The 20,746-nt window shown below is 68.8% G+C and carries 20 protein-coding genes, 1 tRNA gene and 3 pseudogenes; 11 read left to right on the forward strand and 13 right to left on the reverse strand.

Annotated features, from left to right (window positions below):
- Nucleotides 1-3 precede the first annotated feature (3 nt).
- Together ACZ3IJ_RS23645 and ACZ3IJ_RS23650 are read right to left on the reverse strand one after the other, a co-directional pair.
- Nucleotides 4-1,320 carry a hypothetical protein gene (locus tag ACZ3IJ_RS23645; protein ID WP_467471175.1) on the reverse strand — a complete coding sequence of 439 codons (1,317 nt, stop codon included), beginning with the start codon at nt 1,318-1,320 and terminating at the stop codon, nt 4-6.
- Between the two features lie 254 nt (nt 1,321-1,574).
- A complete protein-coding gene (locus ACZ3IJ_RS23650; RefSeq protein WP_467471177.1) occupies nt 1,575-2,252 on the reverse strand; it encodes a DUF4097 family beta strand repeat-containing protein in 678 nt (225 codons plus the stop codon).
- A gap of 254 nt (nt 2,253-2,506) precedes the next feature.
- Here ACZ3IJ_RS23650 and ACZ3IJ_RS23655 point away from each other — a divergent pair.
- A tRNA-Val gene (locus ACZ3IJ_RS23655) sits at nt 2,507-2,581 on the forward strand.
- A gap of 72 nt (nt 2,582-2,653) precedes the next feature.
- Here ACZ3IJ_RS23655 and ACZ3IJ_RS23660 read toward each other — a convergent pair.
- The 3 genes and pseudogenes from ACZ3IJ_RS23660 to ACZ3IJ_RS23670 all read right to left on the reverse strand — a co-directional run.
- Nucleotides 2,654-3,804 (reverse strand): annotated as a pseudogene (locus ACZ3IJ_RS23660) (tyrosine-type recombinase/integrase).
- Entirely contained in the window at nt 3,804-3,992 is a 189-nt protein-coding gene (locus tag ACZ3IJ_RS23665) for a helix-turn-helix domain-containing protein (RefSeq protein ID WP_467471178.1), read from the reverse strand. Before ACZ3IJ_RS23665 ends, ACZ3IJ_RS23660 begins: the two are co-directional and overlap by 1 nt.
- A pseudogene (locus tag ACZ3IJ_RS23670) lies at nt 3,989-4,492 on the reverse strand (replication initiator); the annotation flags it as partial. The gene ACZ3IJ_RS23665 and the pseudogene ACZ3IJ_RS23670, both read right to left, overlap by 4 nt.
- Nucleotides 4,493-4,536: 44 nt before the next feature.
- Here ACZ3IJ_RS23670 and ACZ3IJ_RS23675 point away from each other — a divergent pair.
- The 4 genes from ACZ3IJ_RS23675 to ACZ3IJ_RS23690 all read left to right on the forward strand — a co-directional run bounded on the left by ACZ3IJ_RS23675 (nt 4,537) and on the right by ACZ3IJ_RS23690 (nt 8,191).
- A complete protein-coding gene (locus ACZ3IJ_RS23675) occupies nt 4,537-5,556 on the forward strand; it encodes a helix-turn-helix domain-containing protein (RefSeq protein WP_467471180.1) in 1,020 nt (339 codons plus the stop codon).
- Nucleotides 5,557-5,771: 215 nt separating this feature from the next.
- On the forward strand, nt 5,772-6,257 hold the full coding sequence (locus tag ACZ3IJ_RS23680; protein ID WP_467471182.1) for an NUDIX domain-containing protein: 486 nt from the start codon (nt 5,772-5,774) through the stop codon (nt 6,255-6,257).
- A 12-nt stretch (nt 6,258-6,269) separates the two neighbouring features.
- Entirely contained in the window at nt 6,270-6,689 is a 420-nt protein-coding gene (locus ACZ3IJ_RS23685) for an NUDIX hydrolase (protein WP_467471183.1), read from the forward strand.
- A gap of 449 nt (nt 6,690-7,138) precedes the next feature.
- On the forward strand, nt 7,139-8,191 hold the full coding sequence (locus ACZ3IJ_RS23690; RefSeq protein ID WP_467471407.1) for a DNA-methyltransferase: 1,053 nt from the start codon (nt 7,139-7,141) through the stop codon (nt 8,189-8,191).
- 60 nt (nt 8,192-8,251) lie between these two features.
- On the opposite strand, the gene ACZ3IJ_RS23695 is transcribed toward ACZ3IJ_RS23690, so the two are convergent.
- Both ACZ3IJ_RS23695 and ACZ3IJ_RS23700 read right to left on the reverse strand, forming a co-directional pair.
- Nucleotides 8,252-8,938 carry a BglII/BstYI family type II restriction endonuclease gene (locus ACZ3IJ_RS23695; protein WP_467471185.1) on the reverse strand — a complete coding sequence of 229 codons (687 nt, stop codon included), beginning with the start codon at nt 8,936-8,938 and terminating at the stop codon, nt 8,252-8,254.
- 464 nt (nt 8,939-9,402) lie between these two features.
- Complete coding sequence (locus tag ACZ3IJ_RS23700) at nt 9,403-9,996, reverse strand: hypothetical protein (RefSeq protein ID WP_467471187.1); 594 nt, start codon at nt 9,994-9,996, stop codon at nt 9,403-9,405.
- Nucleotides 9,997-10,172: 176 nt separating this feature from the next.
- Between ACZ3IJ_RS23700 and ACZ3IJ_RS23705 the strand changes: the two genes are divergently transcribed.
- Complete coding sequence (locus ACZ3IJ_RS23705; RefSeq protein WP_467471189.1) at nt 10,173-11,234, forward strand: HNH endonuclease; 1,062 nt, start codon at nt 10,173-10,175, stop codon at nt 11,232-11,234.
- A gap of 659 nt (nt 11,235-11,893) precedes the next feature.
- Here ACZ3IJ_RS23705 and ACZ3IJ_RS23710 read toward each other — a convergent pair.
- A complete protein-coding gene (locus ACZ3IJ_RS23710) occupies nt 11,894-12,325 on the reverse strand; it encodes a VOC family protein (RefSeq protein ID WP_467471191.1) in 432 nt (143 codons plus the stop codon).
- A 287-nt stretch (nt 12,326-12,612) separates the two neighbouring features.
- A complete protein-coding gene (locus ACZ3IJ_RS23715) occupies nt 12,613-12,888 on the reverse strand; it encodes a hypothetical protein (RefSeq protein WP_467471192.1) in 276 nt (91 codons plus the stop codon).
- Between the two features lie 400 nt (nt 12,889-13,288).
- Here ACZ3IJ_RS23715 and ACZ3IJ_RS23720 point away from each other — a divergent pair, with 400 nt between their 5' ends.
- The 3 genes from ACZ3IJ_RS23720 to ACZ3IJ_RS23730 all read left to right on the forward strand — a co-directional run bounded on the left by ACZ3IJ_RS23720 (nt 13,289) and on the right by ACZ3IJ_RS23730 (nt 15,978).
- Nucleotides 13,289-14,350 (forward strand): serine hydrolase domain-containing protein, encoded by a 1,062-nt coding sequence (locus tag ACZ3IJ_RS23720; protein WP_467471194.1) that lies wholly within the window; start codon nt 13,289-13,291, stop codon nt 14,348-14,350.
- A 158-nt stretch (nt 14,351-14,508) separates the two neighbouring features.
- Nucleotides 14,509-15,336, forward strand: coding sequence for a universal stress protein (locus ACZ3IJ_RS23725; RefSeq protein WP_467471195.1), 828 nt, complete (start codon nt 14,509-14,511; stop codon nt 15,334-15,336).
- 156 nt (nt 15,337-15,492) lie between these two features.
- Nucleotides 15,493-15,978, forward strand: a complete 486-nt coding sequence (locus ACZ3IJ_RS23730) for a DUF4231 domain-containing protein (protein WP_467471197.1) — start codon at nt 15,493-15,495, stop codon at nt 15,976-15,978.
- Nucleotides 15,979-16,043: 65 nt separating this feature from the next.
- Here ACZ3IJ_RS23730 and ACZ3IJ_RS23735 read toward each other — a convergent pair whose 3' ends face one another.
- Nucleotides 16,044-16,802, reverse strand: coding sequence for a GntR family transcriptional regulator (locus ACZ3IJ_RS23735; protein ID WP_467471199.1), 759 nt, complete (start codon nt 16,800-16,802; stop codon nt 16,044-16,046).
- A gap of 191 nt (nt 16,803-16,993) precedes the next feature.
- Here ACZ3IJ_RS23735 and ACZ3IJ_RS23740 point away from each other — a divergent pair, with 191 nt between their 5' ends.
- Together ACZ3IJ_RS23740 and ACZ3IJ_RS23745 are read left to right on the forward strand one after the other, a co-directional pair.
- Nucleotides 16,994-17,218 carry a hypothetical protein gene (locus tag ACZ3IJ_RS23740; protein WP_467471201.1) on the forward strand — a complete coding sequence of 75 codons (225 nt, stop codon included), beginning with the start codon at nt 16,994-16,996 and terminating at the stop codon, nt 17,216-17,218.
- 74 nt (nt 17,219-17,292) lie between these two features.
- A complete protein-coding gene (locus tag ACZ3IJ_RS23745; RefSeq protein ID WP_467471203.1) occupies nt 17,293-17,541 on the forward strand; it encodes a DUF2277 domain-containing protein in 249 nt (82 codons plus the stop codon).
- Here the strand turns inward: ACZ3IJ_RS23745 and ACZ3IJ_RS23750 are convergent.
- The 3 genes and pseudogenes from ACZ3IJ_RS23750 to ACZ3IJ_RS23760 form a co-directional block, all read right to left on the reverse strand.
- Nucleotides 17,501-18,112, reverse strand: a complete 612-nt coding sequence (locus ACZ3IJ_RS23750; protein WP_467471409.1) for a DedA family protein — start codon at nt 18,110-18,112, stop codon at nt 17,501-17,503. The two genes, ACZ3IJ_RS23745 and ACZ3IJ_RS23750, sit on opposite strands and share 41 nt — an antisense overlap.
- 225 nt (nt 18,113-18,337) lie before the next feature.
- A pseudogene (locus ACZ3IJ_RS23755) lies at nt 18,338-18,796 on the reverse strand (DoxX family protein); the annotation flags it as partial.
- A 183-nt stretch (nt 18,797-18,979) separates the two neighbouring features.
- Complete coding sequence (locus ACZ3IJ_RS23760; protein ID WP_467471205.1) at nt 18,980-20,746, reverse strand: alkaline phosphatase D family protein; 1,767 nt, start codon at nt 20,744-20,746, stop codon at nt 18,980-18,982.

Consider the following 20,746-nt stretch of genomic DNA (forward strand, 5'->3'; position numbering starts at 1 on the left):
AGGCTAGCCGGAGTGGTGCCCGGCGCCCCGCTCCTCCCGGATCTGCTCGACGACGCGGGCGGCGGTGGCGCGGACGGCTTCGAGCTCGGTCAGGAAGTGCCAGTAGTCGGGGTGGCGGCCCTCCAGCGTGCCGACGGCCCGGTCGAGGCGCTCCACGGCGTCGTCGAGGGGGCGGGCGTGCCGGGGGTCGGGGGTGTTGCGCCCGGCCATGGCGAGGCGCTGGGCGTCGCGGACGGCGAAGCGGGCGCGGTCGATCTCGTGCTGCGGGTCCTTGGCGACGGCGTCGAGGCGGCGGAGCCGGTCGCCGGCGGCGGAGACGGCCTCGTCGGTGGCGTTGAGCAGGGCGCGTGCGGTGGCGAGGAGACTGGTCGCGTCGGGCCAGCGCTGTTCGTCGCGGGCCTTCGCCGCCTCGGCGAGCCTCTCCTCGGCCTTGTGGACGTTGTCGGCGGCCTGGGAGGGGACGTACTGGAGGTCCTGCCAGCAAGCGGCGGAGAAACGGCGGCGGAGTTCGGAGAGGACCGGCTCGACGGTCCCGGCCCGGGTGGTGAGCGCCTCGGCGCGGGTACGGAGGGAGACGAGGCGCTTGTTCGTCTCGGCGGCCCGCTCGGGGAGGCGCTCGGCCTCGGTGCGGACGGCCTCGGCGTCGCGGAGGACCTTGTCGGCGCGCTGGAGGGTGTCGGTGACGCCGTGGCGGCCCGCTCCCTCGTTGAGCCGGGTGAGGTCGGGCCCGAGGGCGGCGAGCCGGGCGGCGAGGTCGTCGGCGCGGAGCCCGGCGGCGCGGGCGGTGTCGAGAGCGGTGCTCGCGTTCCGGAGCGCCTGTCGCGCCCGCTCGACGGCGGGCGCGAGCCGGGCGAGCCGGGTCTCGGCCGTGTCGAGGAGCGGCCCGAGCCCCTGGGCGAACCGGTCCAGCTCTCCCTTGACACGTACGAGCTCGTCCTTCGCCCGGGTCAGCTCGGTGCGGGCCCGGTTGGCGGTGGCCGCGTCCAGCTCGTCCCGGTCGAGGTCGTGCGCGTCGACGGCGGTGATGTAGGCGTGGCTGACCTCGTCGATCCGCTGCCCGAGGGTCGCGAAGCCGTCGACGGCGCGGCGGGCGCCGGGGGAGTCGTCCACGGCGGTGATCGTCTCGATGGAGATCCGCAGATCGCGCTGGGCGGTGTCGAGCTCGTAGAACGCGGCCGCGGCGTCGTCCTTGGCGGCCTGCGCCTCGGCCCGCTGGCTCTCGCCGCGGCCTCCGAACCAGCGCCGGTTGCCGCCGGAGGCGAAGGCGGAGGGAAGAAGGGTGACGGCGAGCAGCGGCAGCAGCAGCCCGAGCCGCAGCACCCCGCAGGTTCCCGCCCCCGCACCGGCACGGGTTCCTGTACCGGCACCGGCCCCCGCACCGGATCCCGTCTCTGCACCGGCACGGGTTCCTGTACCGGCACCGGCCCCCGCACCGGATCCCGTCTCCGCCCCCGTCACGGCGCTCGTAGAAGTACCCCTCGCGTGAGTCGCCGCCACGTCCCTCTCCCGTGCTGTGTCCGCCCTGCCCGGTCCGGTTCATTCTCCCACCAGGTAAGGACGAACACACGGGCCTGTCAGTTCGCGGTGCGGACGACGACTTCCCCGTTGTCACTGCGGGCGGCCACGACATGGGCGCTGCCCTTCTGCGTGGGCACGTCGATCCGGACGTCGCCGTTGTCGCTGCGCCCGTCGACGTCGTAGGTGGCTTCGGGCAGGGCGATGTCGACCTCCCCGTTGTTGCTGACGGCCTCCACATGCCGGGGGACGGCGCTCAGCGCGATCCGCACGGCCCCGTTGTCGGACCGCGCGACGACCCGCTCGGACCGGGTGCCGCCCTCCACGACGACCTCCCCGTTGTCGCTGGTCAGATCAAGGGCCCCGGAGGAGCCCCGGACGATGACGGCGCCGTTGTCGGACCGGATCCGGAGGTCGGTGTCGAACCCGTCGGCGGTCACCTGCCCGTTGTCGTCCTCCACGGTGACGGCCACACCGCGGGGCACCTGGACCCGGTGGAGGGACCCGCAGTTGCTTGCGACGGCATCGCACTCGACGCGCAGGGTGAGCCGCCCGTCCCGAAGCCCCCAGACGGCCTCGGGCCCGCTCCCTATAAACACCCACCCGTCGACCTGCCGACTGACGCGCACGTCCTCGATGTCGGCGGGAACGATCTCGATCTCGGAGTTCTCGGCGTCGACGACGAGCGAGTCCCCGGAGAAGGCGAAGGTCTTCTTCTCGACGGGAGCCGCCTCCACCTCGGCACTCCCACACCCGACAAGGCCGAGCCCCCCGACGAGGACGCCACCGGCGACAAGAAGCGCACGAACGCGAAGACGACCGACCATGACGACGAAACCCCCAGGTGACACGTTGACTGACCCCCCAAGCTACGGGCCCCCACCCCACCCACACGATCCGGCGACCCACCCACGGATGGTGGGGCTATCCCCCGCAACCACCGGTTTGCGGGACCCACCCATGGTCCATGTACGCTGTTGCCTCACTCCACGGGTGCGTAGCTCAGGGGTAGAGCGCTGCTCTTACAAAGCAGATGTCGGCGGTTCGAAACCGTCCGCGCCCACCAGTGCAAAGGCCCCTCGCCGATCATGGCGAGGGGCCTTTGACATCTACTTCTGACATCAACGGGGGCGGTCGATCACGACCGGGGACGACTCCTGAGCAGCCGATCCATGTGGCTGACGGCTTCGCGCTGGGTGTCCTGGACGACGTGGGTGTAGACGTTCATCGTGACGGCGATCTGGCTGTGCCCCAGGATCTCCATCACGACCCGGGGCGGGACGCCGGCGGCAGTGAGGAGCGTCGCCGTACCGTGCCGCGCGTCGTGCAGCCGGACGACGCGGAGACCGGCGTTCTTCGCGACGCGGGTGAACGAGCGGTAGAGGTTGCACGGCTCGATGGGCTGACCGGTCCGGGTGGTGAAGACGTAGCCGGTGTCGGTCCACCTTTCCCCGGCACGCTCGCGGGCAGCGGCCTGCTTGAGGCGCTGCCAGCGCAGTGGAGCGACACAGATCGCGGGAAGCGGGAGTGTCTGCTTGCGCCGGCGTCCCTTCGGATCGTCCTCGTACACCTCTCCGGCGACCCGCTGACGCTGCGTCCTGACCCGGATCTCCCGCTTGTCGAGGTCGACGTTCTCCCACCGCAGGCCGACGACCTCTCCGCGGCGGAAGCCGAGGGCGATGGCAAGCACGAAGGCGGCGTACAGCGGGTCCTTGCGGGCGGCGGCGAGGAAGTCGAGCGTCTCGTCGAGCGACCAAGGGGAGAGCTCTCGGGCCGCCACGGTCGGCGGTTCGACGAGGGTCGCGACGTTCCGGCTCACCAGCTCCTCGCGGCAGGCCGCGGTGAGGGCGGTGCGCAGGACGCGGTGCGACTCCTTGGCCGTGGCGGCGCTGGTCTTCTTCTCCAGCTGGACGAGGAAGCGGCGGACGTCGGCGACGCTGAGGGATTCGAGCCGCTTGGAGCCGATCACCGGGACGAGGTAGAGCCGGACGTGCACCTCGTACTTGGCCGCAGTGGTCTTCTTGCGGCGCGGCTTGACGATGTTGTCGAGCCAGTACGGGAGCCACTCGGAGAGCTTCATCGAACGGGTCGGGACGGGACGCCGTTGTCGACCTTGTCGAGGAGCACGCGGCGCTTGGCGTCGCACTCGGCCCAGGTCTTGCCGTAGGCGAACTTCCGGGCCCGCGTGCCATCGGGCTGGAGGACGTAGACGGCTGCCTGATAGCGACCGTCCTTCCGCTGGGTGATGGTGCCGCCCCCGTTGGGATTGCGCTTGCGCTGGGTGGCCATCAGGCAGCCTCCTCGATCTCACGGGCAATGAACTCCCTCACCGAGTCAGCGGGGATGCGTCGAGCCCGACCGATGGTGATCGAGGTGAGGCGGCGCGAGCGGATGAGGTCGTAGACCGTGGAGCGTCCGAGCTTGAGCCGCGCCATGACCTCGGGCACGGTCAGCAGTTCGGCGGTGGCGATGGTCATGCTGCGGCTCCTTCCAGTACGAGTTGGTCGCGGAGGGCTTCGCGGGCGGTCTCGCGGTTGAGCTGGATGTCTCGGGCGATGCCAGCGGCTAGGGCGGCCTCGCCGGGGGTGTGGCCCTGGCCGGCGTACTGCCAGGAGGTAAGGACGAGAGTTGTGTCCGGCTCGATGTCGTCCAGACCGCGGGCGGTGCGTTCTTGTGCGGCGCGGTAGTCGGCGCGGGTCTGGCGGAGGTCGCTGAGAGTGGTGGAGTACTGCCGGGACTTGCTGGAGAAGTGGCCGCGGAAGCCGAGCATGTGGGCCCAGGCGAGGAGTCGGCGGTCGGGATAGGCGGGGTCGAGGTCGAAGCAGGCTTCGACGAGGCGGCGGGTGTGGTTGGGGACGCCGAGGAGTAAGAGGGCTTCGCGGTTGCCGATGCGGCGGTCGAGGCTGCCTGTGGTCTCGGCCGCTTTGGTGGCGTACTTGGCGATGTAGGAGGCGACGGCCTGCTCGGTGATGTCTCCGGGGTCACGTGAAGAGGCGGGGGGACGCTCTTCCCATGCGAGGAATGACGACGAACCTGACGATCGGCGAGCGAGTCGCCTGGTACCGGCGCCGACGCGGCGTGTCACAGGAGGTCTTGGCCGGCCTGGTGGGTCGCACAGTCGACTGGTTGAGCAAGGCCGAGAACAACCGGCTGGAGCTGGACAGACTCTCGGTTATCAAGTCCCTGGCTGACGCGCTGGACGTGTCCTTGGGGGACCTGCTCGCAGAACCGACCTTGATGGACTGGACGTCCGACAGCGGCACTCGCACGGTGCCGGCGCTGCGATCCGCGCTCATGAACTATCGGCAGCTCACTCCGCTTCTCGGCGTGACGACCGAAGGGGAGCCGACTCCGCTCGACGAGTTGCGAGAGAACGTCGCGGAGGTCTGGGATGCCTACCAGGGATCGCGGTACGGATTCGCCACCCGCCGACTTCCGCTCCTGCTTGCGGATGTGCTCATCGCGGCCCAGGCGTATAACGGCCAGGACCGTGACCAGGCGTACGAACTGATGGCTAGGACCTATCAAGGCGCTGCCATGGTGCTGACCAAGCTGGGTGAAACCGACCTCGCTTGGATCGCCGCAGACCGCGGATTGGCGGCTGCCCAACAGTCCGGCAACACCGTGGTGACAGGGTCGCTCTTCCGTTCCGTTGCGCACTGCCTGCTGTCCAACGGCCGCTTTGACGCTGCTGTGCAGTTGGTCGGCGATGCCTCTGATTACCTGCGCTCCGGGCTCAGCGGTGCGGGACCCGACTTCCTGTCGATCTACGGGACGCTGTTCCTCGCCGGATCAATGGCTGCAGCACGTGCCGAGGACCGCACCACCCACCAGAGACTTCCTCGCCGAGGCCGACCGGGCGGCACATCAGCTGGGGCGCGACGCGAACCACGTATGGACCGCGTTCGGGCCGACCAACGTGGCCATCCACCGCGTAGCGACCTCAGCCGAGCTGGGAGACATGCAGGTTGCCGTCGACTTAGGGCCGCAGATCGACACGAGTGCTCTGCCGACCAAGCGCCGGACACGGCACAACCTTGAAATGGCCCGAGCCTTGAGCGCGCACAACCGCGTGGACGATGCCCTTGGGATGGTTCTCGAAGCCGAGCAGTGGGCACCGGAGCAGGTGCGGAGCCACTACCTCGCGCGAGAGCTTGTGCTGACCTGGGTACGAAACCAGCGGGGCCGGCCGACTCGCGCCATGGCCGATCTTGCCAACCGGCTGCGCGTCATCTGATCTATGTACGCTCAGCCCCATGGCAGCGAACGAGCACGAAGCAAGAATGGCGCATCCGCGTATGGCCGCGGGTGTGCTCTTCTTTGATGCCGCCGACCGAGTTCTCATGGTGGAGCCCACGTATAAGGACTACTGGGACATCCCCGGAGGGTACGTGGAGTCAGGCGAGTCGCCTCTGCAAGCGGCGGCTCGTGAGGTCCACGAAGAGCTGGGTATCGCTCCTCAGCTCGGGGCCCTGCTGGCAGTCGACTGGGCCCCCAACGCCACCGAAGGGGACAAAGTCCTCTATCTCTTCGATGGCGGCCAGCTCCCGGCGGAAACGCTGGACCGCATCGTTTTGCAGGTCGACGAGATCAAGAGCTTTGCGTTCCTCGCACCGGACGAAGTCCAGGAGCGCACCATCCCACGTCTCGCCCGACGAATCCCAGCAGCCATGGAAGCCCGCGCAGTCGCGACCCCGGTGTACCTGGAACACGGGAGCCGTCCTGACCGTGACGCTGCATAGGGAGCTATTCCGATGACGACGCTGCACTCAGTCTCCGTCGCGGGTGCCGTCGTGCGCGCGGACGGGCGTCTCCTGGCGATCCGGCGAGCCGACAACGGGAACTGGGAGCCGCCCGGCGGAATCCTGGAGCTGGAGGAGACACCGCAGGAGGGTGTACGCCGCGAGGTCTTCGAAGAGACGGGCATCGACGTCGAGGTGCGTGAACTGACCGGGGTCTACAAGAACGTCTCCCTCGGCGTCGTTGCCTTGGTGTTCCTGTGCGGGCCTACAGGCGGTTCCGCGCAGACGTCGGACGAGTCGACCGCGGTTGAGTGGCTGACGCCGGCGGAGGTCGCGGAGCGCATGAGCGAGGTCTACGCAGTCCGGCTGCTAGATGCTCTGAACGGGGCGCGTCCGCACGTCCGTAGCCATGACGGGAAGCGCCTGTTTTAAGTGCGGTGAAAGTTTCTCTACTTCATCAAGGCACCCGCCGCGCACGGCGCGGCGCGTGCGGCCCGTCGTCCGGGCCGCCGCTCCTGTCTCCGCCCCGCTCCGGCCCGGCCGCCAGCCGCACGCCTGACAGCTCGGGTTGATGGGTGGTGAACCCCACTGTGGCTGGGGCGGTCGGCTCCACGGCTTTACCCACCTCCCCGGTTCGGGGCCCGCGTCGAGCAAGACCAGGGGGCCACTCGATCACATTGCGGTCAGGCCCAAGGGCTGACCGAGTTGCCTGGCCAGCGTACGGCCCCCTGGTCATGCTCGACCCCAACCCGGGCAGGCCACCGGCCAAACCCGCTCCACCGACCGCTTGCCTAATCTCCGACCCCACTGGTTGCGCCGTCATCGCCTACACTCGAGTCTCCTGTGTCTGCTGGTGGCATTAGTGATCTTCCGTGGAGGGAATGAAGTTGTCGCAGCTCAACGAGATCCACTCAGGCGACTGCCTCGAGTGGCTAATGAAGCTCCCGGACGACAGCGTTGACACCATCATCTCATCCCCTCCCTACAACATCGGGAAGTCTTACGAATCGCGCACACAGCTCGATGAGTATATGGCTTTGCAGGGGCGAGTTCTTCGCGAGTGCCACCGCGTCCTGAAATCTACCGGATCAATTTTCTGGCAAGTTGGCGTCTACGCCGACAAGGGCGTACATATTCCGCTCGACGTAAGATTCTTTCCAGTTCTGGAAGAACTTGGGATGATCCCCAGGAATCGAATCGTTTGGGTGAGGCCGCACGGCCTGCACGCCAAGAACAAGTTTTCCGCTCGACACGAGACGATCCTTTGGTTCTCAAAAGCCGAAGACTACAAGTTCTACCTCGACGAGATTCGGGTGCCGCAAAAATACCAGAACAAAAAGTCCTGGAGAGGTGAAAACAAGGGGGAGTTGACCTGCAATCCTCTAGGTAAGAACCCTGGCGATATTTGGCTATTTCAGAACGTGAAGCACAATCACGAAGAGCAGACTGTTCATCCGGCACAATTCCCGGAGGACATGGTAGCGCGCATGTTGCTCGCCACGACCAAGCCTGGGGATGTCGTACTAGACCCCTACATGGGAACTGGAACCGTGGCTGTCGTTGCTCGAGATCACGGCCGGAATTTCCTCGGAGCCGAACTAGACCCCACGTACCATGGAATCGCCACTCAGCGACTCTTGGGAGAACCTGACCGCGATGGCGTTTTTCCGAACCTGAAGACGTTGCGTGACTACGTCGCACGGACGGGCGAGTCAATCGAGAAGTACCGATTCCAGGTCCAGGTAGGGAAAAAGCCGACCGAGGGAAGCAAGTCTAAGCGCTTTGATGAAGCTCATCACCTGGCCGAGTTGGAAAATCGCTTGACCACTGAGGAAGAAGCGTTCGGCGGTCGAATCCGCGGACTTTCGGACGGTCTCCCAAGCCTGCCGGCGCAGGAGACCAAGGCAACCAACGAACCCCTCGGCCTCTTCTAGACCCTAAATGGGGCCGGCCCAGCCACGGAGCTGGCCCCATTCCATACCGTTGAACAAAGGTCAGAGGCAAGCGGTTAGGCGCGCCGACCTCCCTCCCACCCCCCTCACGCGTTCGCTCCAATCGACGCGAAATTCTCTTTCTTCGCCCGCGAGTACGCTTCGAGACGTCCTTCCAGTGTAGCTATTCCAAGAGGCCAAGACGCTCGTCGCGCTGGGATCTATGCTCAACCCGACTAGGCGAATTGCCAGATTCAGGTCAAGCGCACTACGAACACTTTCCAGCTGCGCCTTCCCTTGCTCGAAGTAGAGCGTGCTTTGCGACGCGGGCAAGCATCCGCTCTTGGTGACGACGAGAAGGGCTTTAGGGGTCGCCGACATGCCTGCCAATTGCCAGATATTCCGGGCAACGACCTGGCTGCGAATGATGTTATTCCACAGGAATGGATAGTTCGAGAACTGCCACTCCGCGAGCACCGCATTCTTGCCGGCGTCCCAATCCGTGCCGAATGCTCGCAGCGTCGAGGGGAGGTCGATTTTGTTCCACCCGTGGGCGGCGGCCCCCGCGGTCAGCAGCCTATTGGTAGCTTTCGGATCAAAAATAGCCCGGCCAGAGATGCCAGCCTGACCACTTGGTTGAAGCTGCAGTGTCAGGCCGTCCAACACAGACTTAATCTCCGCCCACTCCCTTGCCCCCTCCGTACTGAAATATTCTTCAGCACCGAAGAAATCTGCTGTCTCAAAAAGCACGCCCGCCGCCCTCCTCTAGTGATCATTGGCGGGATCATACAAGACGCATTCCGATCGAGGAGCGGAAACGGAAGCAGACGACTGCCCAGCTGCGGCGGGCATGACTATTTGCAGTTTCCTTGTGCGATTAACAGCGCGAGCGGCAGCCCCGTTCGGCAAACGCGAAGCAGTCCTCGCTGGGCTCAGCAGCCTTAGGGCGTCAGGCGCCGTTAGCCGCTACCCTTTGCCACTGGGATCACCGGATGTGGGAGCCTTTGAAGGCCCGAACTTTACGTGCGCATGCCATGTCGTCGAGGGGGTGGGACCGAGACGCCTTCAGATCATGGATCCAGAAGGCGGGCGTCCGTCGTGATGGCGCGCCCATCCATGGACGGGGCTTGCTTCACGGGCGGCCCTCAGAGGTCTGAACAGCGGATTTGTAGGTTAGGTACGCGGCCTCCGGAGCCGCGTGCGATCGGCGCTCTTCACTGCGGGGGCACGTGAAGTGGCTCGTGGTGGTGCCAGATGAGGTAGCGGTCCTCGCGGCGCAGTTCGGCGGAGCCCCACTCGATGCGCATGACGCCCTGAGTCATGGAGCAGGCGTAGGCGACGAGCACGAGCTTGACGTCCTCTGACAACAGGGCGAGGTCGGGATGGGGTTCTTGCTCGTCCAACTCGTCGAGGCCCAGGTCGAAGGCTTGTTGCATGGGCTCGGGGCCGTGCCGGCGTATCAGCTCGGCTCGGAACCCCGTGGCGCGTCGCAGTCGTGCCGCCGTGACGGGGACGTCTTTCTTCGCGTAGCGGAACGGATAGATCACATGGTCGCCAAGGATCATGAGCGTTCGTCCCTGTAAGCGCACAGGCGTGGCCACGGGGAGCGAGGCGAGGCCGACTTCCAGTTCCTCGTACTGCGCGGCGTACAGGCCGTGTCCGTATGCCTCCAGGGTTTGGGTCTGCACTCCCTCGTGGCCGCTGCGGGCTCGGGCATGGGCTCGAGCCAAGCTAGCTGGGATCAGGTCGGCCAACGGGCCGGCGGCGTCGCCGAAGGTCTTCTCGGCCCACCCTGTCACGGTTGCCATCTCTACCGCCCTTCCCCCGTGTAGCGCCTGAGCGCCGAGCAGCATTCAACGAAACCGTGCAGTCTGGGTGCGAGCTGCGCAAGAGGGCATCCGGCGCATGACCGGGCGCACGGTGCCCCAGCATTGGTTTTGTTGGGTGGCAGGTGGCCGTCAGTGGTGGGCCGTACGCTGCCGCCATGCGCAGAGGAGCGATCACACAGGGATCCGTACTCAAGGCCATCGCGGAGTACGACGAGTTGGGACAGGCTGCGTTCCTGGCGAAGTACGGCTTCGGCGAGGCCCGCTCGTACGTCGTGGTGCACGACGGGCGGGAGTATGACTACAAAGCCATAGCTGGCGTGGCGCACCAGTGGGATCAGGGCCGACCGCTCACGCCCGACGAGTTCAGCGGAGGCATGGAGCACGCCGCGGCGTGGCTGAAGCGGGCAGGCTTCCAGGTCAAGGCCGTCAAGAATCCCGACTGGGCCCGGGACGAAATCATCCTTGCCTGTCAGCTCGTGATGGAAAACGGCTGGAAGGGGCTGGACGCTCAGGACACCAGGGTGGTCGAGCTGTCAGCCCTGCTCCAGCTGCTCCCCATCCACGCCGAGGCGGAGCGCAACGAGAAGTTCCGCAACCCCAACGGGGTGGCACGTAAGACTTTCGACATCGCCACGCGGCACCCGGAGTACCAGGGCAAGCCCACCAACGGCGGCGCCCTCGACGTCGCGGTGCTGAACGAGTTCTTGGCGCGGCCGGAGGAGATGACTGGGGTCGCTCAGCTCATTCGGCAGGGCATCGCGGCGGGCGAGCTGCAGAGCCTCGCGCCGACCGAGGATGAGGAGTTCGACGACTACAGCGCTCCTGAGGGACGGCTCCTCATGCGCCGCCACCAGGCCCGCGAGCGGAACAAGAGCCTACGGAAGAAGAAGATCGCTTCTGTGATTCAGCGCGGTGGGCGGCTGGCGTGCGAGGCGTGTGGGTTCGACTTCGAGCAGGTCTACGGCGACCGCGGTGCTGGATACATCGAGTGCCATCACGTCGTGCCGTTGCACGAAGCGGGCGAGGGGCGGACCAAGCTCAGCGATCTCGCCCTCATATGCGCCAACTGCCACCGCATGATCCACCGGCGGGCGCCATGGCCGACCCCTGAGGAGCTGCGGGCCTCCATCGAGCGAAAGTATGCAGCTGACAGGCGTGCCGCGGAAGCCATTGCACGGCCTCGCAGGGCGGCAGACGAGCAGATGCCGAACCCGTGATCTGACATCCACCGCTGACATCAACGTTGGTGCATGGAGGCAGTTCCGGAGGGATGCGGGCGACAGCCATCACCGGGACTGCCAGGGTGCTCAGCCGCCATCGGGCGAACTTACAAAGCAGATGTCGGCGGTTCGAAACCGTCCGCGCCCACCAGCAGGTAGCACGACAAAGGCCCAGGCCACCGGTACCGAACCGGGAACCTGGGCCTCGTTCGTTCCCCGGTGACCGGTCGATGTGACGCGAGCGGCGCGGTAAGAGGCTTTCCCTGCTCCATCGAGGCACCCGGCTGCGCCACCGCTTCGCCGGGCGGGATGGGGGCAAGGGCGCGAGTCCGAGCCCCCCACGGCCGCCGGTAGTCACGGTCACCGGCATGCCTCCGGCGCGGACTTCAGCCTCCTGCGTGGCGGCTGGCTGTGGGGTGCGGCCGTGGGGGAGCTCCCGTGCCGCGTGCCATCAGCTCAGGCCGAGCCGACGTAGCCGGGATGGGAGTTGGGGTGGTCAGCCGACGGAGGCCGCGGGGCGGTGAGCCGTGGCGACTCCAGGCTCGCCACGGCATCGCCCGGCTGCACTGTCTCGCTCTCACGGGATGGCTGCTGTCGCATGCGAGACCTGAGAGGTCCCCGGGAGACGGTTCTTCCCTCGCAGTCTCGGAGGGGAATCAGTCGAGGCAGAACTCGTTGCCCTCGATGTCCTGCATCGTGATGCACGACTCGTTGACGCCGTCGGCGCGCTGCGTCAGGACGTGTTTCGCGCCGAGCGCCGTCAGCCGTGCGCATTCGGCTTCGAGTGTGGCCAGGCGCTCGTCACCCACGAGCCCTGTGCCGACCCGCACATCAAGATGCACCCGGTTCTTCACGACCTTGCCTTCGGGGACTCGCTGGAAGAGCACGCGCGGGCCCACGCCCGAGGGATCAGCGCACGCGAAGTAGATCTCGTCCTCAGGCGGCAGCGAGTGGTGGTACTCCTCCCACGTGCCAAAGCCCTCGGGGACTGTCGGAACGACGTAGCCCAGCACCTCGCACCAGAAGGCGGCGAGACGCGCGGGTTCCGCGCAGTCGAAGGTCACTTGGAACTGCCTGATCGTTGACATCGGCGCACGATAACAGGGGCCCTGCTCTTCTCCCCGGGCGGGTGGATCCACACGTTGCCGGGAGGACTGCCCCCGCCATCCGCTGAACCGAAGTCGGCGCCGCACGGCCTGGTAGGGAATTCTCGGGACGTATCAGGCGATCGCGGTATGTGGATACGGAATGGCCGCTGGCAAGTTGCCTGGGCGCGGTCACGGTCGCAGTAGGGCGCGTCGAGGCCGATCTGGCGGTGGGCAGCTTGTCCGTGGCTGGCATGGGAGTACGGGCAACCCCTCCTGGTCGAAACGGCCTAGATCGCCCAGGACTCGAAAATCCCCGACTCCCTCCCGAGGTAGAGCACCACCGAAGCGGGGACCAGCAAGCAGATGCCGATTCCGCCGAGCACATACGGTGCCGCTCGCAACACCTTGCGGACGTGGCCATCGGGTCGACGCCTGGGGGCCCTCGCGAAGCGCCAGGCGGAGAGGGTGAGACTCGTCAGGATCAGGAACGCGCCGGCGATCTGCAAGGCCATCAGAGCGCATGCGACGACGAAAAGCAGGAGGTATGAGAGCAGTACGCCCACGACTACCCTCACTTACCGAGACTTCGGAAATCACCAGAATGCGGCCATCCTGATCGCTGCCTGCCGCGACCAGGCGCAGGGCGGACAATAGGATCATTGTCTGGAGCGCGTCAATCGGTGACAGCTGCACGCGTGCCCCGCTCGTGCAGCTTGGCGCGGGCGAGCCTGATGGGTGATGTTCCTGCGGGTCGGGGGAGTGTGGGGTGGCGGGTGGGGAGGGGCGGCAGATACTCGCGGCATGAGATCCGTTCGTTCCATGTCACGGTCGCGCCTTGTCGCGGTCGTCGCGCTTGCCGCGCTTCTCGCCTCGGGTGCGCCCGTTTCGGCTGTCGGGGGTGACGGGGGGCACCGGCGGGGGTGTGTCGGTTCTCGGGTGCCCGCGCAGGGGCCGGCTCGGGACGTGGTGCGGATCGCTCGGCAGGCGCAGGCCGAGATGGGGCTCAAGTCCGTGATCCTGCGGGTCACGGAGGGCGAGCGGGAGGTCGTCACCACCGCGCTCGGCGAGTCGATGACAGGGGTGCCGGCCGAGCCCGCCATGCACTTCCGAAACGGCAACATCGCGATCAGCTACCTGGGCACCGCCCTTCTGCGGCTCGTCGACCAGGGGCTGGTCGGTCTGGACGATCCCGTCGCGCGCTGGCTGCCCGGGCTCGAGGACGGTGAGCGGATCACGCTGCGCATGCTGGGCGCCTCCACCACCGGGCTCGTCGACTACGTGCCCCTGCCGGAGTTCCAGCAGGCTGTCTACGCGAACCCGTTCCGTCAGTGGACCGCCGAGGAGCTGGTCGCCCTCGCCACCGGCAAGGAGCGGTGGTACGAGCCCGGTACCAACTGGAGCTACTCGCACGCGAACTTCGTCCTCCTCGGCGAGGCCCTGGAGAAGATCACCGGGACCCGGCTCGACGTCCTGCTGCAGCGGGAGGTCATGCGCCCGCTCGGGCTGCGCGAGACGCGCAACAGCTTCACGCCCGACATCCCCCGGCCCGTCCTGCACGCCTTCGCCTCAGACCGGGGGATCTACGAGGAGTCCACCTTCTGGAACCCCTCGTGGACCACCGCCCCCGGCGCCGTCCAGACCACCGACATCTGCGATCTGGCCCGTTCGGCTGCCGGCGTCGGCTCGGGCGAGCTGCTCTCGCCCGCCGGCTACCGCGAGCTGCTGAACCCGGGAACGGTCGGCCTGGGCAGGCCCACCGACACGTGCCCCGCCACGGTCTGCCTCGCCCAGACCGAGGCCACCCACTACGGCATGGGCCTGCTCGTCCTCGGTGAGTGGGTCGCCCAACACCCCCTGTTCTTCGGCTACTCCGCCTCGCAGGCATACCTCCCTTCCCGGCGTCTCGCCATCGCGGTCTCGACCACGGACGGCCCCACCGCCCAGGCCGGCCACAGCGCCCATGTGATCGCCCAGCGCATCGCCGCCGCTCTCGTCCCCGACCACCCGATCCCCGATTTCGGCTGATCCGTGGGCACGGCTTCGCAGGGGCGGGCTTCGGATGAGCCGGACGGGTGCATCGGGGGCGTGCCCGGATGCCGTGTATGCGGGAGTTCAGGGGGGAATCGGTAGGTTTCTGAACCGGCGCGCTCGCCCGTGGGCGGCCCCGAGACGAGGAGAGCGGCGTGTCCCGACCTGTCACCGTGGGAGTGGACGGATCCGAAGGCAGTGTGGCGGCGCTGGACTGGGCCGCCGACGAGGCGGCGGTGCGCGGCGACGGGCTGCGGCTCGTGTACGCCACGCTCTGGCAGCAGCACCAGTTGGGTGCCATGAAGGTGTCGCACGAGGACCGCGCGGGCGAGGGGGAGGGCGTGATCGCCGTCACCGAGCAGCGAGCCCGTGCCCGGCGCCCGGATCTCGTCATGAGCGCCGAGGAGATCGAGGACGCCCCCACCCAGATGCTGCTCGCCGCCGCCTCGGAGGCGCAGATGCTGGTCGTGGGGTCGCACGGGCTGGGCAGCGTCCGTGGGTTCATCGTCGGGTCCGTGGGACAGGAGGTCGTCGCCGAGGCGAAGAGCCCGGTGGTGCTCGTCCGTCCCGGGTACGAGAACCGGGGCCGGCAGAAGGTGGTGCTCGGTCTCGACGTGGGCGAGGACCAGGGGGAACTCCTCGACTTCGCCTTCGACTTCGCCGCGCGGCATGACGTCCCCCTGGAGATCGTGAACACCTGGCACTCCGCCTTCCACCGGCACCTCGCTGCGGACGAGAAGGACGGGACGGCGTCCGCGCTCTCGAACGCGGTGGGTCCCTTCCGGGAGAAGTTCCCTGCGGTACCGGCCTCCGAGGTGTCCACTCAGGGACGGGCGGCCGAGCACCTCGTCGACGCCTCGTCGGACGCCTCGCTCCTGATCGTCGGCCGGCGCCGGTCGGCCCGGGGCTCCCACCTCGGTTCCGTCACCCACGCCGTGATCCACCACGCCTCCTGCCCCGTGGCCGTCGTGCCGCACTCCTGACCGAAGCCGTATGCCGTACGCCGTCCGTCGCGACCTCGTCGCGTCGGGCGGCGGGCCGTCGGGCAAGGGGGAGTTGACCGGGTGCGCCCGTGAGGGATGTACTCGCGGCATGGATGAGGTGGGGACGCGCCCGAGGCCGAGGTGTCGGGTGGCGAGATGACGCCACAGCGGTATCTCGACAGCCGGTTGACGCAGTATCAGGAGTGGTACGACCGCAAGGCCACCAAGATGAAGGCCATGCATCTGCGCATGCGCACCGTCTCGGTCGTCGGCGGCGCGCTCGTGCCGGTGCTCGTCAATCTCGATCTGGGCTTCGCGAGGATCACCGCCACGGTGCTCAGCCTCGTCGTCGTGGCGTCGGTGTCGCTGGAGAGCGTGTACCGGTACCGGGAGCAGTGGAAGAACTACCGCTCGACCGAGCAGCTGCTCGGGCATGAGCGGGTCTACTTCGCCGCCAAGGTGGGGCCGTATCAGCATCTCTCCGACCGGGACTGCTTCACGACGCTGGTCGCCCGCGTCGAGAAGGCCATCGCCAGCGAGAACTCGGCGACCCTGAATGTCATGACCCTCGGCGGACAGGTCAACGACGACGTCCAGCAGCAGGGCGTCCCGGCCGCCCGGCGGGAGGCCAAGGGCGCGTAGGTCTGCAGGCTCCACCGGGTCTCCCCGGGCGTCTCGCGCGGCGGCCCGCTCACCCCGGCGCGGCATCAGGCGTCGAAGTCGTACTCCAGGACGTAGGACGCCGAGTCCAGCGTCATCTCGTTGAGCTCGACCGCGAGCCCCTTCGCCGTGAAGGCCGTGCGGCCGATCAGGATCACCGGTGTCCCGAACTCCAGGGACAGGCGCGTGGTCTCGTCGGCCGTGGGCATGCGGCAGCGGATCTCCTCGCGGAAGTGCACCGGCTGATGCCCGAGTTCGGCCAGCCGCGCGTACGTGCCGCCCGGGCCTGTGTCCGGGGTCGCGATGGGGGTGTCCTGGGCGAGGTCGGCCGGGAGGTACGAGACGGAGAGCAGGACCGGCTTGTCGTCCAGGACGAAGCGGCGGCTGCGGACGCAGACCGGCGCGTCGGGCGACAGGCCGAGGGCCGCGGCCACGCGCGGGTCCGCCGTCGCCCGGCCGACCTCGATCTGGTCCACCACCAGCGCGCGGTCCTCGATGTCCGCCGACCAGACCGAGCGGCCCGTGCCCCAGTGGTCCTGCGCCAGCCGGGGGATGCCCCGCCGGCGCAGCGGCCGGAAGGTGCGGACGAAGACCCCGGCGCCCTTGCGTGCCTCGGCCAGGCCCTCGGTGCGCAGCACGGAGAGCGCCTGGCGGGCCGTCATCCTGGCCACGTCGTACGTGGTCATCAGATCGTTCTCGCCGGGGAGCCGGTCGCCGGGGGCGAAGGCGCCTGACTGGATGGCGGTTCTCAACTCGTCGGCGATGCGCTGGTACTTGGGCCGACGACCGCTGTCCCGGTCAGTCATGGGGTGGACCTCCCTTCGTCTGCGGGACACCCTACGGCGCGCTCCGACCAGGTGACGCACGCCTCTGCGCCGACCTGTGCGAGTGATCCATCCATCGGGGGACTTCTCTAGAGATACGTTGACAGAGGGGAGCGGTGGGGTTTCTCTGGGTGTATCTCTAGAGAACTGGAATTCCGGGACGGAGGGGTTTCGTGCAACCACTGCCCGAGGTCGGTGACCTCGTACGCGACACCGCCACCGGCCGGGTCGGCTTCTACGTCGACAGCGTCGCCGGCCGGCTCCTGATCCGGCCCGTCAACGGCGGCCGCGAATGGGAGGCCGAACCCGGCGACGTACAGCTCGCCACACCCATGAGGGAGCTGCGGGCCCGTGCCGCCGAGATCAACGCGCGGAGCAGACGCGGCATCGGGGGCTGACCCGGGGCCGGGCCGTCCCGGCTCCCGTGGGTCAGGGGCGGCGCGTTGTCAGTGGGGCGCGCGACACTGGATGCATGTGCCGCAGCATTAAGACTCTCCGACCGCCGGTCCTGCCCGAAGAGGCGACCGAGGACGACATCCACGCCGCCGCCCTGCAGTACGTCCGCAAGGTGTCCGGGTTCCACAGACCCGCCGCGCACAACGTCGAGGTGTTCGAGCGTGCCGTGGACGAGATCGCCGAGGCGACCGCCCGGCTGCTCGACGGCCTGGAGGTGCGCGGGCTCAAGAAGCCGGCGCGGGAGCCGCAGCCGGACGCCGTATGACATAGGCGGCCAGTCCGCCCGCCAGGAACAGCGCGAGGACGGAGACGCCCGCGCTGAACCAGGTCGCGCCCAGCCACAACCCGCCGAACCAGCCGAGGGCCACGCTGTAGCCCGCCCAGGCCACCCCGGCCAGTGCCGACCAGGGCAGGAAGTCCACGATCCGGCGCCGTGCCGCGCCCGCTCCCAGGGAGACGACCGAGCGCCCCGCCGGAGCGAAGCGCGCGATCACCACGAGCGGGCCGCCGCCGCGCGCCAGCGCCACGCCGAGACGTTCCTGCGCGCGCGTCAGGCGGCGCGAGCGGGCGATCGCCCGGTCCAGCCGGGCCCCGCCCCTCCAGGCCAGCCGGTACGCGACGAAGTCGCCCAGTACGGAGGCGGTGGCCGCGCAGAGGAGAAGGAGGAGGACGGAGGGTACGTCGGTGGAGGCCGCGGTGGCGGTCGCCGCCGCCGTCGCGGCGGTGATCACCAGGACCCCGCTCGGCAGCACCGGCAGGAAGACGTCGAGCAGTACCGACGTGGCCACCGCCGCGTAGATCCACGGGCCCGCGGTCAGCGACTGCAGTGACCCCATGCTGTCGAGCACGTTCACAGCGCTAGAGCGTACGCGGGCGCGGGTGACGAAAACCGGCAGGGGCCGGAAATCGCTCTCGCGGTCTCCGACCCCTGCCCGTTCGGCCCTGGTCGGGCCTGACGATCACGCCCCGACGGGCTCGCGCCGCTCCTCGGTCCGGTCCGACGCCCGCTCCTCGGTCCGGTCCGACGCCCGCTCCTCGGTCCGGTCCGACGCCCGCGCCTCCGCCCGCTCCGACGCCCGCGGCTTCGGCCGGTCCGACGCCCGCGCCTCGCGGGCGCCGAAGAGCCGGTCGAGGGCGAGGGCACCGGGGCCGGTGAAGACGAGGAGCAGGAACGCCCAGCAGAAGAGCGCGGCGCTCTCGCCGCCGTTCTGGAGCGGGAAGAGCCCCTCGGGCTGGTGGACCTTGAAGTACGCGTAGGCCATCGAGCCGGAGGCGAGCAGGGCGGCGGTACGGGTGCCGAGGCCGAGGGCCACGAGGGCGCCCCCGACGAGCTGGATCACGGCCGCGTACCAGCCGGGCCAGGTGCCGGTCGGGACGGTGCCGCCGCCACCGGCGGCGCCGCCGAGCACGCCGAAGAGCGAGGCGGCGCCGTGGCAGGCGAAGAGCAGACCGATGACGAGGCGGAACAGCCCGAGCGCGTACGGCTGGGACTGCTGTACGCGGTTGGCCAGGGGGTTCATGGGGGTGTGACTCCTTCGGTCGTGTCGGTCCCGGGGGACGGAACGCGGGGGGACGGAACCGATGAGGACGTCAGGTTAGGCATCCCTCACTAGTACTTGCAACTTCAACATTCCAGGGCGTGGCGATCTGTGGCGAGTGTCACCCGCGGCGCGGGCGTTCCGGGCGGGCTCCCCGTCGTGGCGTCAACTCCCGCTCAGACGCCGCTCGTCGACGGTGACGAGCCGGCCGTTCGCCCGCGCCTGGGTGAGCGTCAGACGGGCGGAGCGGGCGTGCAACGTGAGCGTCATGAGCTGGTTGCCGAACCAGGGGCCGCCCGTTCTGCGCCAGCCGATCAAGGGCCGGCCCACGCGCGCGTGCCGGGCCAGGGCGCGGCCCAGGCGGCCGCCCGCGCGGCTCCAGCCGAAGCGGAAGCCCAGGCGTACGGCGAGGGGGATCGCGTTGTGGAGCGGTGAGCACGTCAGCTGGACCACCCGTGCCTCGGGCCGCGCCCCCGGGTCCGCGGCGCCCTCGGCCGGCTCGTCGGGCCAGCGCGGCTCCGCCACGTACGCGTGGTGGACGTCCCCGGACAGCACGCACACCGTCGCCGGCGCGCCCGGGCCGCCGCCCGCCTCCGCGATCAGCCGGGTCAGGGCCTCGAACGACGAGGGGAACGCCGCCCAGTGCTCCAGGTCCGCCCGCTGGCGCAGGTCCTCGGCGAACCGCGCCCAGCGCCCCTCCGGCCCGCCGCGCTCGCCGCGGCACAGGGCCGCGTTCCAGGCCTCCGCGTCGTGGATCAGCGGCGGCAGCAGCCAGGGCAGCGAGGTGCCGATGAGGAGATGGTCGTACGCGCCCCGGTCGGACAGCGCCTGTTCGCGTATCCAGGCCGCCTCGGCCGGGTCCAGCATCGCCCGCGCGTCCTCCTTCAGAAGGCGCGCGGCCCGGGTGTCGATCATCAGCAGCCGGGTCCGGCCGAAGTCCCGGCGGTAGCTCCAGCGCACACATGCCGGATCGGCGTCCGCCTCGGCCGCGAACCGCCGCAGCCGTTCCGTGCCGTCCGGTACGGAACGGATCGCGGCGTACAGCGGGTCGGCGTCGAGCTCGGCGGGGGAGAGGTTGCCGAGGTGCTGGTACACCCAGTACGACATCAGCCCGCTGAGCACGCGCTCGCTCCACCAGTGCGTGGACCGCATCCGGGCCAGCCAGGCGGCGCTGGTGTTCCAGTCGTCGATGACGTCGTGATCGTCGAAGATCATGCAGCTGGGGACGGTGGAGAGCAGCCAGCGGACCTCGGGGTCGCCCCAGGACTCGTCGTAGAGCCGGGTGTACTCCTCGTACTCCCCGACCTCCGAGCCGGGCGGGTCGCCCGGGTCCCGGCGGGCGGCGAGCCAGCGGCGGGTGTCGGCCGAGGTCTCGTCCGCGTACACCTGGTCACCCAGGAGGACGAGGACGTCCGGGCGTTCGGCCGCCCCGGGTACGGCAGAGGCGTGCGCCGTGCGCGCGTCCGGGGGTCCGTCAGGGGCGTACTCCGAGCGCTCGGCCGAGGGGCCTTCCGCGAGTTGCCTCGCGAGGTGCGTGGCGAGCGTGTCCAGTGCGTCCGGGCCGACCGGGTCCCTGCCCTTGGCCGGTTTCGCCGCCCAGCGGCAGGAGCCGAACGCCACCCTGACCTCGCCGTCGGGGGAGGGGGTGCGGATGGTGCTCGGAGGGAAACGGGAGTCGGCCGGCGGCCAGACCGTCCGGCCGTCGAGCCGTATCTCGTACGCCGTCGTCGTGCCGGGGGTCAGGCCCGTCACCGGGATCAGCGCGTAGTGGTGGCCCGCTATCTGGAAGGTGCGGGTGGAGCCGCCGGCGCCCGCGGCTCCGTGGACCTCCGCCGTGCACGGGCGGTCGGTCTCGACCCATATCGTCGCCGAGTCGCCCGTCACTCCGTCGACGTACCGAAGTACCGGTCCGAGTCTCAGTCCGGCCGCCAT

It is taken from the genome of Streptomyces sp. NPDC013317 (assembly GCF_055563155.1).

Coding starts and splice junctions, on each gene's coding strand:
- ACZ3IJ_RS23665 (WP_467471178.1), bottom strand. CDS start 3,992: ATGACCATCGCCACCGCCGAACTGCTGACCGTGCCCGAGGTCATGGCG.
- ACZ3IJ_RS23675 (WP_467471180.1), top strand. CDS start 4,537: ATGACGACGAACCTGACGATCGGCGAGCGAGTCGCCTGGTACCGGCGC.
- ACZ3IJ_RS23680 (WP_467471182.1), top strand. CDS start 5,772: ATGGCAGCGAACGAGCACGAAGCAAGAATGGCGCATCCGCGTATGGCC.
- ACZ3IJ_RS23685 (WP_467471183.1), top strand. CDS start 6,270: ATGACGACGCTGCACTCAGTCTCCGTCGCGGGTGCCGTCGTGCGCGCG.
- ACZ3IJ_RS23690 (WP_467471407.1), top strand. CDS start 7,139: ATGAAGTTGTCGCAGCTCAACGAGATCCACTCAGGCGACTGCCTCGAG.
- ACZ3IJ_RS23700 (WP_467471187.1), bottom strand. CDS start 9,996: ATGGCAACCGTGACAGGGTGGGCCGAGAAGACCTTCGGCGACGCCGCC.
- ACZ3IJ_RS23705 (WP_467471189.1), top strand. CDS start 10,173: ATGCGCAGAGGAGCGATCACACAGGGATCCGTACTCAAGGCCATCGCG.
- ACZ3IJ_RS23710 (WP_467471191.1), bottom strand. CDS start 12,325: ATGTCAACGATCAGGCAGTTCCAAGTGACCTTCGACTGCGCGGAACCC.
- ACZ3IJ_RS23730 (WP_467471197.1), top strand. CDS start 15,493: ATGACGCCACAGCGGTATCTCGACAGCCGGTTGACGCAGTATCAGGAG.
- ACZ3IJ_RS23735 (WP_467471199.1), bottom strand. CDS start 16,802: ATGACTGACCGGGACAGCGGTCGTCGGCCCAAGTACCAGCGCATCGCC.
- ACZ3IJ_RS23745 (WP_467471203.1), top strand. CDS start 17,293: ATGTGCCGCAGCATTAAGACTCTCCGACCGCCGGTCCTGCCCGAAGAG.
- ACZ3IJ_RS23750 (WP_467471409.1), bottom strand. CDS start 18,112: ATGGGGTCACTGCAGTCGCTGACCGCGGGCCCGTGGATCTACGCGGCG.
- ACZ3IJ_RS23760 (WP_467471205.1), bottom strand. CDS start 20,746: ATGGCGGCCGGACTGAGACTCGGACCGGTACTTCGGTACGTCGACGGA.